Annotated in this window: 10 protein-coding genes; 6 read left to right on the top strand and 4 right to left on the bottom strand. The window is 60.1% G+C overall.

The features are described 5' to 3' along the window. Nucleotides 1-39: 39 nt before the first annotated feature. Nucleotides 40-2445, bottom strand: a complete 2406-nt coding sequence (locus PSH84_RS22650) for a DNA translocase FtsK (RefSeq protein ID WP_063320491.1) — start codon at nt 2443-2445, stop codon at nt 40-42. Between the two features lie 318 nt (nt 2446-2763). Between PSH84_RS22650 and trxB the strand changes: the two genes are divergently transcribed. From trxB to infA, 4 genes are all read left to right on the top strand, one after another. Next, complete coding sequence (gene trxB, locus PSH84_RS22655; protein WP_305481831.1) at nt 2764-3723, top strand: thioredoxin-disulfide reductase; 960 nt, start codon at nt 2764-2766, stop codon at nt 3721-3723. Nucleotides 3724-3802: 79 nt separating this feature from the next. Beyond that, nucleotides 3803-4483, top strand: coding sequence for a leucyl/phenylalanyl-tRNA--protein transferase (gene aat, locus PSH84_RS22660; protein ID WP_305467617.1), 681 nt, complete (start codon nt 3803-3805; stop codon nt 4481-4483). A 57-nt stretch (nt 4484-4540) separates the two neighbouring features. Next, the gene (locus PSH84_RS22665) at nt 4541-5248 is read left to right on the top strand and encodes an arginyltransferase (RefSeq protein ID WP_053123176.1); all 708 of its coding nucleotides are present in this window, start codon (nt 4541-4543) and stop codon (nt 5246-5248) included. 122 nt (nt 5249-5370) lie between these two features. Continuing rightward, nucleotides 5371-5589: a translation initiation factor IF-1 gene (infA, locus tag PSH84_RS22670; protein WP_002553999.1), complete on the top strand. Its 219-nt coding sequence runs from the start codon at nt 5371-5373 to the stop codon at nt 5587-5589. A gap of 343 nt (nt 5590-5932) precedes the next feature. Here infA and clpA read toward each other — a convergent pair whose 3' ends face one another. Both clpA and clpS read right to left on the bottom strand, forming a co-directional pair. After that, a complete protein-coding gene (gene clpA, locus PSH84_RS22675; RefSeq protein WP_024616766.1) occupies nt 5933-8203 on the bottom strand; it encodes an ATP-dependent Clp protease ATP-binding subunit ClpA in 2271 nt (756 codons plus the stop codon). Nucleotides 8204-8232: 29 nt separating this feature from the next. Further along, nucleotides 8233-8595 carry an ATP-dependent Clp protease adapter ClpS gene (gene clpS / locus PSH84_RS22680; protein ID WP_003180089.1) on the bottom strand — a complete coding sequence of 121 codons (363 nt, stop codon included), beginning with the start codon at nt 8593-8595 and terminating at the stop codon, nt 8233-8235. Nucleotides 8596-8822: 227 nt separating this feature from the next. On the opposite strand from clpS, the gene cspD reads away from it, so the two are divergent. Beyond that, the gene (gene cspD, locus PSH84_RS22685) at nt 8823-9092 is read left to right on the top strand and encodes a cold shock domain-containing protein CspD (RefSeq protein ID WP_122568512.1); all 270 of its coding nucleotides are present in this window, start codon (nt 8823-8825) and stop codon (nt 9090-9092) included. 81 nt (nt 9093-9173) lie between these two features. Here the strand turns inward: cspD and icd are convergent, their stop codons facing one another. Beyond that, nucleotides 9174-10430, bottom strand: a complete 1257-nt coding sequence (gene icd / locus PSH84_RS22690; protein ID WP_053123183.1) for an NADP-dependent isocitrate dehydrogenase — start codon at nt 10428-10430, stop codon at nt 9174-9176. 483 nt (nt 10431-10913) lie between these two features. On the opposite strand from icd, the gene PSH84_RS22695 reads away from it, so the two are divergent. Beyond that, nucleotides 10914-13139 (top strand): NADP-dependent isocitrate dehydrogenase, encoded by a 2226-nt coding sequence (locus PSH84_RS22695; RefSeq protein ID WP_305481832.1) that lies wholly within the window; start codon nt 10914-10916, stop codon nt 13137-13139. Nucleotides 13140-13531 lie beyond the last annotated feature (392 nt).

Below are 13531 nucleotides of genomic sequence, written 5' to 3' on the forward strand. Positions count from 1 at the left end.
TGGGGGGTCGAGCGGCGCTTCAGCAGGCCGCCCGGGTCATTAGTCGCGCATCGGGCCCGGCGCCAGTACTTCGCGCGAGCCGTTGGTGTTCATGGCCGTCACCACCCCGGCCATTTCCATGGCTTCGATCATGCGGGCGGCGCGGTTGTAGCCGATCTTCAGCTTGCGCTGAACGGCGGAAATCGAGGCCCGGCGGCTCTCCAGGACGAACTGCACCGCTTCGTCATAGAGCGCATCGGTTTCAGCATCGTCGTCACCGCCGCCACTGCTGCCCTCGAAACCGCTGCCGGCTTCTTCGACACCGTTGAGGATATCGTCGTTATATTCAGGGGCGCCGCGCAACTTCCAGGCCTCCACCACGCGGTGCACTTCGTCGTCGGAAACGAACGCACCGTGGACACGGATCGGCAGGCTGGTACCCGGCGGCATGTAGAGCATGTCACCATGACCGAGCAACTGCTCGGCGCCGCCTTGGTCAATGATGGTCCGCGAGTCGATCTTGCTCGACACCTGGAACGCCATTCGGGTCGGGATGTTGGCCTTGATCAGGCCGGTGATCACGTCCACCGACGGCCGCTGCGTGGCGAGAATCAAGTGGATACCGGCCGCCCGCGCCTTCTGGGCGATACGGGCGATCAGCTCTTCGACCTTCTTGCCGACGATCATCATCATGTCGGCGAATTCGTCCACCACCACCACGATGGTCGGCAACTTGTGCAGCAGCGGCGCTTCATCGTGGATATTTTCGCGGTGATACAACGGATCGCTCAATGGCGTACCGGCCTCTTCGGCTTCCTTGACCTTGGCGTTGAAGCCCGACAGGTTGCGCACGCCCATCTTCGCCATCAGCTTGTAACGGCGCTCCATCTCGGCGACGCTCCAGCGCAAGGCGTTAGCGGCGTCCTTCATGTCGGTGACCACCGGGCACAGCAGGTGCGGAATGCCTTCGTAGATCGACAGTTCGAGCATTTTCGGGTCGATCATGATCAGCTTGGCGTCTTCCGGGCCAGACTTGAACAGAATCGACAGGATCATCGCGTTCACCCCCACCGACTTACCGGAACCGGTAGTACCGGCCACCAGCAGGTGGGGCATCTTCGCCAGGTCGGTGATGACCGGCTTGCCGCCGATGTCATGGCCCAGGGCCAGGGTGACCGGCGATTTGTGGTTGTCATACTCAGGCGTCGACAGCACTTCAGAGAAGCGCACGATCTGCCGGTCTTCGTTGGGAATCTCGATACCCACGGTGGTCTTGCCGGGAATCACTTCCACCACCCGCACGCTGGTCACGGCCAGGGAACGCGCCAGGTCCTTCGCCAGGTTGGCGATGCGACTGACCTTCACGCCGGCGGCCGGCTGGATTTCGTAGCGGGTAATCACCGGGCCCGGGTGGATCGAGTCCACCGACACCTCGACGCCGAACTCCTTGAGCTTGATCTCCAGCAAATGGCCGACGGCCGCCAGGGATTCAGGGGAATAGTTGAGCTGTTTCTTCTCGGCCGGGTCCAGGATCGAGATCGGCGGCAAGGTGCCTTCCACCGCACTGTCGACGAACAGCGGCGCTTGTTTCTCTTTCTGTACGCGCTTGCTTTGCTCCGGCGGCTTGGCCGGGGCCATGGTGATGACCGGCGGCACCTGCTTCTCGCGCTCGGACATGTGCTTGCTCAACGCCTGCTCACGCTCGATCAGGCGCTCCTTGACCTTGGCCTGCTCGCGCTTGTCCGGCGTAGTCGGGGCCACCACGTCGTGGACCCGGTCGTCGACTTCACGCAGTTGCGCCACCAGTTGCTTACGCTCGGTGCGCGCCGCCCACCAGCGGTTCATGGCGCCCTGGATCAGTTCGATCAGGTCGAGGGTGATCTTGCCGGTGACGTCCATGACCTTGAACCAGGACAGGTCGGTGAATACCGTCAGGCCGAACAGGAACAGGGCGATGAACAACAACGTGCTGCCCTGGATGTTCAGGGCGTTCCTGGCCAGGTCGCCGAGGCTTTCCCCCAGCGCCCCGCCCGCCCCGGCCGGCAAGCCGGTGGGCGCATGGAAATGGATATGGGCCAGCGCGGCCCCCGACAGCACCAGGAACACCAGGCCGATCAGGCGCCAGGAGAACAGCCAGCCGCTCCACTGCCACGGTTCATGGCGCTGACGGAAGATCTGGTAGGCCTTGATCGCCAGCAGCAACGGGAAAATGTAGGCGAAATAGCCCAGCACCATGAACAGGATGTCGGCGCTGTAGGAACCGGCCGGACCGCCGAAATTCTGCACGTCGTCGATCTTGCTGTTATGGCTCCAGCCCGGATCGTCCTTGCCGTAGGTCAGCAGGGCCATCATCAGGAACAGGCACAGGGCACCGATGGCGATCAATGCACCTTCCTTGAGCCGGTAGTGCAATTGCTGGCGCCAGAGCGGAACGACTGGTTTAGGTGCTGCGGTGGATTTCTTCAAAACGCTTCTTTTCCTGCGCCAATGGCGCGTCCATCTGTTGAATGACTATAAAAAACTGCCCATGACGAGCAGGTAAAAAAGTGAATGTGCACAACCGGTACTACTTTTACCACTGTGAGGTGCATCCAGAAAACTGCAGGCGTGGCCGAAAATTTGATCTTTAGCCCATCCTGCGTTCAAAACCCAAGCATTGTACGGGTTTGTCGACGCCAAGGCATTGCCCGCTCGCTGAGTGACAGCATCGCCGGATACAGGGTGCACAAGCGCCAATTGGACCATGCATTCTCTTTTGTGACAAAGGCTTATGAGGTGTTTTTTATGAGCGAAGTGAAGCATTCACGCCTGATCATTCTCGGTTCCGGCCCCGCGGGGTACAGCGCGGCGGTCTATGCCGCCCGCGCCAACCTCAAACCCGTAGTCATTACTGGCGTGCAGGCCGGTGGCCAGCTCACCACCACCGTGGAAGTCGATAACTGGCCCGGCGATGTCGAAGGCCTGACCGGCCCGGTTCTGATGGAGCGCATGCAGCGGCACGCCGAGCGTTTCGACACGCAGATCGTCTACGACCATGTTCACACGGCCAAGTTGCAGCAGCGCCCGTTTGAATTGATCGGCGACAGCGGCACCTACACCTGTGATGCGCTGATCATTGCCACCGGCGCCTCGGCCCAGTACCTGGGGCTGCCCTCGGAAGAAAGCTTCGCCGGCAAAGGGGTTTCCGCGTGCGCGACCTGCGATGGCTTTTTCTATCGCAACCAGGTGGTGGCGGTGGTCGGCGGCGGCAATACCGCGGTCGAGGAAGCCCTGTACCTGTCGAACATCGCCAGGGAAGTGCACCTGATCCACCGCCGCGACAAGCTGCGCGCCGAGAAAATCCTCCAGGACAAACTCTTCGAAAAGGCCACCAGCGGCAATATCAAGCTGCACTGGAACCAGAACCTGGATGAAGTCCTGGGCGACGCCAGCGGCGTGACCGGCGCGCGCCTGCGGCACAGCGAGACCGGCGAAACCAGCACCTTGTCCCTCGCCGGGGTGTTCATTGCCATCGGCCATAAACCCAACACCGATCTGTTCCAGGGCCAGTTGACGATGCGCGACGGCTACCTGCGCGTGCGCGGCGGCAGCGAAGGCAACGCCACCGCGACCGCTATCGAGGGCGTATTCGCCGCAGGTGATGTGGCCGACCATGTCTATCGCCAGGCGATCACCTCCGCCGGCGCCGGCTGCATGGCCGCACTCGACGCGGAGAAGTATCTCGATGACATCCCTGCCGTTTGACGGTTAACCTTCCCGGCGGGTACTCGCTGACGGGCGAGACCCGCATCCGCCGCCCTCCCCTTCTACAAGCCGGACACTCATGCTGACTTGGTTACAACGCAACAGCCTCGAATTCCCGCCACTGGCAAAAGCCATGCGCGATCCCAACGGATTATTGGCCGCCGGTGGCGATCTATCCGCCGACCGTCTGATCCAGGCCTATCGCCACGGCTGCTTCCCGTGGTTTTCCGAGGGGCAACCGATCCTGTGGTGGTCGCCGGACCCACGCACGGTGTTGTTTCCCGACGAACTGCATGTATCCCGCAGCCTGGGCAAACTGTTGCGCAAGCAGCGCTATAAAGTGACGTTCGATCGGGATTTTGCCGCGGTCATCCAGGCCTGCGCCGCGCCGCGGGACTATGCCGACGGCACGTGGATCACCGACGCCATGCAAACCGCTTATCTGGAACTGCACCGACGCGGCTTTGCCCATTCGGTGGAAGTCTGGGACCAGGGGGTGCTGGTGGGCGGCTTGTATGGCTTGGCCATGGGGCAGCTGTTCTTTGGCGAGTCCATGTTCAGCCGGGCCGACAATGCGTCGAAATTCGGCTTCGCCACTCTGGTCCAACACCTCAAGGCCGCCGGTTTCGTGCTGATCGACTGCCAGATGCCCACCGAGCACCTGCACAGCCTGGGTGCACGGTCGATCCCACGCAGTGAATTTGCCGATTATCTAAAGGCACATCTGGACCAACCCAACCATGCGACATGGGTTTGCTGAGCGACATTCGCGCTCCTGGCTTACAATTAAATTCAAAGCTTATCCCGAGGGTCGATCATGACCGAGTTGGCGCGTTTGAAGTTCTATGCCACTCAGCCCCACTCTTGCAGTTACCTGCCGGAGGAGCAGGCCACGACGCTGTTCCTCGACCCGAGCCAGCCCATGGATGTGCATGTCTACGCAGACCTGTCGGAAATGGGCTTTCGTCGTAGCGGCGATCACCTTTATCGGCCCCATTGCCAACACTGCAACGCTTGCGTCCCGGCGCGCATTCCCGTGGCGCAATTTTTACCCAATCGCCAGCAGAAACGCATTTTCAAGCGCAACGCCGACCTTCAGGTGCGCCCGGCCAAGCCGCAGTTCACCGAAGAATACTTCGACCTGTACCAACGCTACATCGAACAACGCCACGCCGACGGCGACATGTACCCGCCAAGTCGGGATCAGTTCTCGACGTTCCTGGTGCGTGACCTGCCGTTTTCCCGCTTCTATGAGTTCCGGCTGGAGGGGCGACTGGTCGCCATCGCCGTGACGGACCTGCTGCCCAACGGCCTTTCAGCGGTGTACACCTTCTATGAGCCGGAAGAAGAACGGCGCAGCCTGGGGCGCTTTGCCATTCTCTGGCAAATCAACGAAGCCCGGCGCCTGGGACTGGAAGCGGTGTACTTGGGCTACTGGATCAAGAACTGCAAGAAAATGAACTACAAGACCCAATATCGCCCGATTGAATTGCTGATTAACCAGCGATGGGTCGTCCTGAGTTAGAACCCTTCGGCTTAAAAGCTAGAACCCCTTGGCTTGCCCCCCCTTTTTCGGGCACAATGCACGCCGCTTTTGCCTGGCGCAGTTGCACCGGGCCATTCACTGGATACCGAGGGCTTTACTGCATGTCGAAAGAAGACAGCTTCGAAATGGAAGGCACTGTCGTCGACACCCTGCCCAACACCATGTTTCGTGTGGAGTTGGAAAATGGGCACGTCGTAACCGCGCATATCTCCGGCAAGATGCGCAAGAACTACATTCGTATTCTTACCGGTGACAAAGTGCGCGTCGAGCTGACGCCCTATGACTTGAGCAAAGGGCGCATCACTTACCGCGCTCGCTAACAAGTCAATACAAGACGCCCGGCTGATGCCGGGCGTTTTTGTTTGTGGGAGCTAAGCTTGCTCGCGATAGCGGAGCATCAGACAACATCGATGTCGACTGAACCGACGCCATCGCGAGCAAGCTCGGCTCCCACAGGGACTTGGCGGTGGAACGCCAATCTTGTGCCTTACCCAAACAAACTGTGAGCGAGTTTGCTCGCGATAGCGGTGGGTCAGCTTGCATCGATGCTGAGTGTGCCGCCGCCATCGCGAGCAAGCTCGCTCCCACAAGGGGGCGATTGGCGTGAGTCTGGAACAGCAAAAAGGCGCCTTTCGGCGCCTTTTGCTTTATTGCAACTAACGGTCAGGCCATTTCGGCCGTGGTTTCGAAGTCGAAGGTCAGTTCGCCGTCCTTGATGTCGATGTGAACCACACCGCCATGTTCGGCCAGCTCGCCAAAGAGGATCTCCTCCGCCAGTGGACGCTTGATCTTGTCCTGGATCAAGCGAGCCATCGGCCGCGCGCCCATCGTCACATCGTAACCACCTTCGGCCAGCCAACTGCGGGCCGCATCGGTCACCTCCAGCAACACACGCTTGTCTTCGAGTTGCGCCTGAAGTTCGGTAAGGAACTTGTCCACCACGCTCTTGATGACTTCATGGCTGAGGCGACCGAACTGGATAATGGTGTCCAGGCGATTGCGGAACTCAGGCGTGAAGCTCTTCTTGATCACTTCCATCGCATCGGACGAGTGGTCCTGATGGGTGAAACCGATCGAAGCGCGAGCCGCGGTTTCGGCACCGGCGTTCGTGGTCATGATGACGATCACGTTGCGGAAATCCGCCTTGCGCCCGTTGTTATCGGTCAGCGTACCGTGGTCCATCACCTGCAGGAGCAGGTTGAAGACTTCCGGATGCGCCTTCTCGATCTCGTCGAGCAGCAATACGCAGTGCGGTTGCTTGGTGATGGCTTCGGTCAACAGGCCGCCCTGGTCGAAACCGACATAGCCCGGAGGCGCACCGATCAGACGCGATACGGTGTGGCGCTCCATGTACTCGGACATGTCGAAGCGCACCAGCTCGATGCCCATCGCCTTGGCCAATTGCCGCGCCGCCTCGGTCTTGCCGACACCGGTAGGACCGGCGAACAGGAACGAGCCCACCGGCTTGTCCGGCGACTTGAGACCGGCGCGGGACAGCTTGATGGCGGTCGACAGCGAGTCGATGGCCGCATCCTGGCCGAACACCGTCAGCTTCAGGTCACGCTCCAGGTTACGCAGCAGTTCCTTGTCGGAACTGGTGACGTGCTTGGGCGGAATCCGCGCGATTTTCGCCACGATATCCTCGACCTGAGGCACTTCGATACGCTTGACGCGTTTCTCCACGGGTTGCAGGCGCTGGTAGGCACCCGCTTCGTCGATGACGTCGATGGCCTTGTCCGGCATGTGCCGATCGTTGATGTAGCGCGAGGCCAGTTCAGCCGCCGCGCGCAGGGCTTCATCGCTGTATTCGATGTTGTGGTGCAGCTCGAAACGCCCCTTCAGGCCGCGCAGGATGCCAATGGTGTCTTCCACCGAGGGCTCCGACACATCGACTTTCTGGAAACGCCGGGCCAGGGCACGGTCTTTCTCGAAGATCCCGCGGAATTCCTGGAACGTGGTCGAGCCGATGCAACGGATATCACCCGAGGACAGCAGCGGCTTGAGCAGGTTCGACGCATCCATGACCCCGCCCGACGCCGCCCCGGCACCGATGATGGTGTGGATTTCGTCGATAAACAGGATCGCCTGCGGACGTTTTTTCAGTTCGCCGAGCAACGCCTTGAAGCGCTTCTCGAAATCACCGCGGTATTTGGTACCGGCCAGCAAGGCACCCAGGTCAAGGGAATACACCACGCTGTTGGCCAGCAGGTCCGGCACCTGGTTGTCGACGATGCGCTTGGCCAGGCCTTCGGCAATCGCGGTCTTGCCCACGCCTGCCTCGCCCACCAGCAATGGGTTGTTCTTGCGACGTCGGGCCAAGATCTGGGCCACGCGCTCGACTTCCGCCTCGCGCCCGACCAACGGATCGATCCGCCCCTGGCGCGCCAGTTCGTTCAGGTTGCTGGCATAGGCATCCAATGGGTTGCCTGAAGAAGAAGACTCACCGCCCTCGTCGTCCTGCATATCCTGCTCACCCTCGGAATGATCGCCATGCCCCGGCACCTTGGAGATGCCATGGGCGATGTAGTTGACGACATCGATACGCGCAACGCTCTGCTGCTTGAGCAGGAACACCGCTTGGCTTTCCTGCTCGCTGAAGATGGCAACCAGCACGTTGGCGCCGGTGACTTCACGCTTGCCCGAGCTCTGTACGTGGAAGACAGCACGCTGCAGGACACGCTGGAAGCCCAGGGTTGGCTGGGTTTCGCGATCCTCGTCATGCACGGGGATCAATGGCGTGGTGGAGTCGATGAACTCCTGCAGATCATGCTTGAGTTTATCGAGGTTCGCGCCGCAGGCACGCAAAACGGTGGCGGCAGCCTCGTTATCCAATAGGGCCAGCAGCAGGTGTTCGACGGTCATGAATTCATGACGCTTCGAACGAGCCTCCTTGAAGGCAAGATTGAGGGTGACTTCGAGCTCGCGGTTTAACATAGCTTCACCTCATACCCAAGTGGTCGGCGTTAACCGTCCTTCTCGATTTCACAGAGTAGCGGATGCTGGCTTTCCCGGGCGTACTGGTTGACCTGCATGGCCTTCGTCTCGGCGATGTCGCGGGTAAACACTCCACATACTGCCCGTCCCTCTGTATGGACGGCCAGCATGACCTTGGTCGCCAGCTCACGATTCAGGTTAAAAAACACCTCGAGCACTTCGACGACGAAATCCATCGGTGTGTAGTCATCGTTGAACAAAACCACCTTGTACATCGGTGGCGCCTGTAATGCGGGCTTTGCTTCCTGAACAGCAATGCCTGCGGAATCGTCGTCGTGTAGATCCGGGCGATCCTGATTGAATGTTAGTCGAATCTGGCTGACTGCATGCATGGAAAGAAAGGTTCGTTTAGTTGGCGAATACAGTGATGGGGGCGCTTGTGGGCGATTTCAACCACGACCACCGGAGCCACCTTGACTATCGGGAAAACGGTGTTACAACCAATAGAGCCCATCGTGGGTTAAAAAGGTCCGTGGAATCTATCCTGTTAACAAGATTAGCCTGCGGATGGACTGGATGATACTCCAGTGATGGAGTGCGTTGCAGAGGGAAATGGGTTATGTCGCTCGTCAAGAATGGCAGGGTTAAATGGTTCAACAACGCCAAGGGCTTTGGTTTCGTTATCGTCGACGGGGTGGATGAAGACCTTTTCGCCCATTACTCAACCATCCAGATGGAGGGCTATAAAACCCTGAAAGCCGGGCAGCCGGTGACTTGCGAAGTCATCCAGGGACCCAAGGGCCTGCACGCCACCAACATCAAGGTAATCGTCGTCGAAGACGCCGCCCCCCTTGTTCATACCCATGCCAGGGTCACCGAGCCCCATTGACCGATCATCACCGCCCTGCATGATATGAAAATGCCCGGCTCGATCACTCTAGCCGGGCATTCGCGCTGAGCGCCGATTCGCTTACATGTGCGAGATCAGGGCATCACCGAAGCCCGAGGACGACACCAGCTTGGCGCCCTCCATCAGCCGTTCGAAGTCATAGGTCACGGTCTTGGCCGAAATCGCGCCATTGGTGCCCTTGATGATCAGGTCGGCCGCTTCGGTCCAACCCATGTGGCGCAGCATCATTTCCGCCGACAGGATCAGCGAGCCCGGGTTGACCTGGTCTTTGCCGGCATACTTGGGCGCAGTACCGTGGGTGGCCTCGAACATCGCCACGGTGTCGGACAGGTTGGCGCCCGGCGCGATGCCGATACCGCCCACTTCCGCCGCCAGAGCGTCGGACAGGTAGTCACCGTTCAGGTTCAGGGTGGCGATCACGTCATATTCAGCCGGACGCAACAGGATCTGCTGCAACATCGCATCGGCGATGGCGTCCTTGACGATGACGTTCTTGCCGGTCCGCGGGTTCTTGAACTGCATCCACGGCCCGCCGTCGAGCAGGGTCGCACCGAACTCTTCGGCCGCCACTTCGTAGGCCCATTCCTTGAAGGCACCTTCGGTGAACTTCATGATGTTGCCTTTATGCACGATGGTCAGCGAATCGCGATCGTTGTCGACCACATATTGCAGGGCCTTGCGAGCCAGGCGCTTGGTGCCCTGCTTGGAAACCGGCTTGACGCCGATGCCGCAATCCTCGTCGAAACGGATCTTGGTCACGCCCATTTCTTCTTTCAGGAACTTGATGACCTTGGTGGCTTCGGCCGAACCGGCCTTCCACTCGATGCCGGCGTAGATATCCTCGGAGTTCTCACGGAAGATCGTCATGTCCACGTCGCCAGGCTTCTTGACCGGGCTTGGCACGCCTTCGAACCAGCGCACCGGGCGCAGGCAGACATACAAGTCGAGCTGCTGGCGCAGCGCTACGTTCAACGAACGGATACCGCCACCGACCGGCGTGGTCAGCGGGCCCTTGATGGACACCACGTAGTCCTTGACCGCGTCCAGGGTTTCCTGGGGCAGCCAGGTATCCTGGTCGTAGACCTGGGTCGCTTTCTCACCGGCATAGACTTCCATCCAGGAAATCTTGCGCTTGCCGCCATAGGCCTTCTGAACCGCAGCGTCCACAACCTTGATCATGACCGGACTGATATCGACGCCAATGCCGTCGCCTTCGATGAAGGGGATGATCGGGTTGTCGGGAACATTAAGAGAATGGTCTGCATTGACGGTGATTTTGTCACCGACGGCTGGAACCTGAATCTTTTGATACCCCATGCTGAACTCCATTGCTTGGATTGAACATCTGGCTGCGTTCGAGCGTACCCCAGTTGAATCGGCGCGCAAACCCTACGTTAGGCCCATCAGCGGCAAAGTCTTGCACTTCGCCGCGTACAACCTGCGAAAACCAAGGGAAAAGCGCCAAACATGAGCATAGTTTGCCCCAGGAGTACTGCGACGTTTAGACCAATGGACGTGTACGGAAGTCTATGAACCATCGGCAGATCGCCAGCTACCTATGTATAATGCCGCCGCTGACCACAGGGTCACGACGGCTGACGGCTCTATCACAGGACTTTCCGCCAACTTAAAAGCCGGACCGTTACCGCGGCCCGACCGCTTGACGCTCGACTGATGCACCCAACATCACCGCGAAGAAACCTCGACATTCGGCTCACGGATGACTTTGAACGAACGCGCTTACCCGGCGCCCCTCGAGTTTCTGCGCATGCTTTAGCAAAGAAGAGAGTTAATCCGAATATGCCCACCCGCTCGAAGATCATCTACACCTTCACCGACGAAGCGCCTGCCCTCGCCACCTATTCGCTGCTGCCGATCGTCGAAGCCTTTACCGCTTCGGCCGATATCGCCGTGGAAACCCGCGATATCTCCCTCGCGGGGCGCATCCTGGCCAGCTTCCCCGAGCAACTGGGTGACAAAGCCGTAGCCGACCACCTCGCCGAACTGGGCGACCTGGCCGTTACGCCAGAAGCCAACATCATCAAGCTGCCGAACATCAGCGCCTCGGTGCCGCAACTGCAGGCCGCGATCAAGGAATTGCAGGCCCAGGGCTACGCACTGCCGGACTACCCGGAAACCGTGACCAGCGATGCCGAGAAAGATGCACGCGCCCGTTACGACAAGGTCAAGGGCAGCGCCGTGAACCCGGTCCTGCGCGAAGGCAACTCCGACCGTCGCGCGCCGCTGTCGGTCAAGAACTACGCTCGCAAGCACCCGCACAAGATGGGCGCCTGGGCCGCGGACTCCAAGTCCCACGTGGCCCACATGAGCACCGGCGATTTCTACGGCAGCGAAAAAGCCGCCCTGATCGACGCCGCCGGCAGCGTGAAAATCGAGCTGATCGCCCAGGACGGCACCGCCACTGTCCTGAAGGAAAAAACCACCGTACAAGCCGGTGAGATCCTCGACTGCGCAGTGATGAGCAAAAACGCCCTGCGCGACTTCATCGCCGCTGAAATCGAAGACGCCAAGCAAAAAGGCGTGCTGCTGTCGGTTCACCTCAAGGCCACCATGATGAAGGTCTCCGACCCGATCATGTTCGGCCAGATCGTTGCCGAGTTCTATAAAGACGCCTTGGCCAAGCACGCTCAAGTGCTGGAGCAGATCGGCTTCAACCTGAACAACGGCATCGGCGACCTGTACGCCCGCATCAAGGCCCTGCCGGCCGAGCAGCAGGCGCAGATCGAAGCCGACATCCAGGCGGTCTACGCGGCGCGCCCATCCCTGGCGATGGTCAACTCCGACAAAGGCATCACCAACCTGCACGTGCCGAGCGACGTGATCGTCGACGCCTCGATGCCGGCCATGATTCGTGACTCCGGCAAGATGTGGGGCACCGATGGCCAGTTGCACGACACCAAGGCTGTGATCCCGGATCGCTGCTACGCCACCATCTACCAGGCGGTGATCGAAGACTGCAAGCAACACGGCGCCTTCGACCCAACCACCATGGGCAGCGTGCCGAACGTTGGCCTGATGGCCAAGAAAGCCGAGGAATACGGTTCCCACGACAAGACCTTCCAGATCAAGGCCAACGGCGTGGTGCGCGTTTCCGACAGCAACGGCCGCACTCTGCTGGAGCAGAACGTCGAGGCTGGCGATATCTTCCGCATGTGCCAGACCAAGGACGCGCCGATCCAGGATTGGGTCAAACTGGCCGTCAACCGTGCCCGCGCCAGCAGCACCCCGGCGATCTTCTGGCTGGACCCGATGCGCGCCCACGACGGCGTGGTCATCGAGAAAGTCCAGACCTACCTGAAGGACCACGACACCAGCGGTCTGGACATCCGCATCATGTCGCCGGTCGACGCGATGAAGTTCACCCTGGGCCGCACCCGCGAAGGCAAGGACACCATCTCGGTGACCGGCAACGTGCTGCGTGACTACCTGACCGACCTGTTCCCGATCATGGAACTGGGCACCAGCGCCAAGATGCTGTCGATCGTGCCGCTGATGAACGGCGGCGGCCTGTTCGAAACCGGCGCCGGCGGCTCGGCACCCAAGCACGTCCAGCAGCTGCTGGAAGAAAACTTCCTGCGCTGGGATTCCCTGGGCGAGTTCCTGGCCCTGGCCGCGTCCCTCGAGCACCTGGGTGTGACCTACAACAACCCGAAAGCCCTGGTGCTGGCCAAGACCCTGGACCAGGCTACCGGTGAGTTCCTGGACCGCAACAAATCGCCATCGCGCAAGGTCGGCGGCATCGACAACCGCGGCAGCCACTTCTACCTGACCCTGTTCTGGGCCCAGGCACTGGCCGCCCAGGACGACGACGCAGCCCTCAAGGCCCAGTTCGCGACCCTGGCCAAGACATTGACCGACAACGAAGAAAAAATCGTTGCCGAACTCAATGCCGTCCAAGGCAAGCCCGTGGACATCGGCGGTTACTACTTCGCCAACCCGGAGCTGACCAGCAAGGCCATGCGCCCAAGCAACACCTTCAACGCGGCGATCGCTGCGCTGGTATAAAGTTGTAAGGAAGCACCACGAACCCCGGCCTTGTGCCGGGGTTTGTGTTTCTGGCATTTACACCATTCATCAGACAGAACCCGACCCTGTGGGAGCGAGCTTGCTCGCGATAGCGATGTAGCATTCAACATTGATATTGACTGACCCACCGCTATCGCGAGCAAGCTCGCTCCCACAGTTGACCGTGCTTGACTATTGAATCGAGGACACTTGCTGTCCACGGACCGTGCGTTAGAGAGACTGCTTGACAGCGTCAGGAGGCAGCCTAGGCTCAATGGCATCGTTCTAAGTACGCCCTCTTCACTGAAGGCGCATGAAATAGACCATGAAGGCTGAAGGCCCCGGCGTGACCCAAACACGCTCCTTTCACCTTTTGGGATGCGGGATGTCTC

Origin of the sequence: Pseudomonas beijingensis, from assembly GCF_030687295.1 — a bacterium.
In the GTDB taxonomy this organism is placed as follows: Bacteria; Pseudomonadota; Gammaproteobacteria; order Pseudomonadales; family Pseudomonadaceae; genus Aquipseudomonas; species Aquipseudomonas beijingensis.

What these genes read in the sequence shown, in the direction of transcription:
- trxB (WP_305481831.1), top strand. Translation starts at nt 2,764, where the DNA reads ATGAGCGAAGTGAAGCATTCACGCCTGATCATTCTCGGTTCCGGCCCC.
- aat (WP_305467617.1), top strand. Translation starts at nt 3,803, where the DNA reads ATGCTGACTTGGTTACAACGCAACAGCCTCGAATTCCCGCCACTGGCA.
- PSH84_RS22665 (WP_053123176.1), top strand. Translation starts at nt 4,541, where the DNA reads ATGACCGAGTTGGCGCGTTTGAAGTTCTATGCCACTCAGCCCCACTCT.
- infA (WP_002553999.1), top strand. Translation starts at nt 5,371, where the DNA reads ATGTCGAAAGAAGACAGCTTCGAAATGGAAGGCACTGTCGTCGACACC.
- clpA (WP_024616766.1), bottom strand. Translation starts at nt 8,203, where the DNA reads ATGTTAAACCGCGAGCTCGAAGTCACCCTCAATCTTGCCTTCAAGGAG.
- clpS (WP_003180089.1), bottom strand. Translation starts at nt 8,595, where the DNA reads ATGCATGCAGTCAGCCAGATTCGACTAACATTCAATCAGGATCGCCCG.
- cspD (WP_122568512.1), top strand. Translation starts at nt 8,823, where the DNA reads ATGTCGCTCGTCAAGAATGGCAGGGTTAAATGGTTCAACAACGCCAAG.
- icd (WP_053123183.1), bottom strand. Translation starts at nt 10,430, where the DNA reads ATGGGGTATCAAAAGATTCAGGTTCCAGCCGTCGGTGACAAAATCACC.
- PSH84_RS22695 (WP_305481832.1), top strand. Translation starts at nt 10,914, where the DNA reads ATGCCCACCCGCTCGAAGATCATCTACACCTTCACCGACGAAGCGCCT.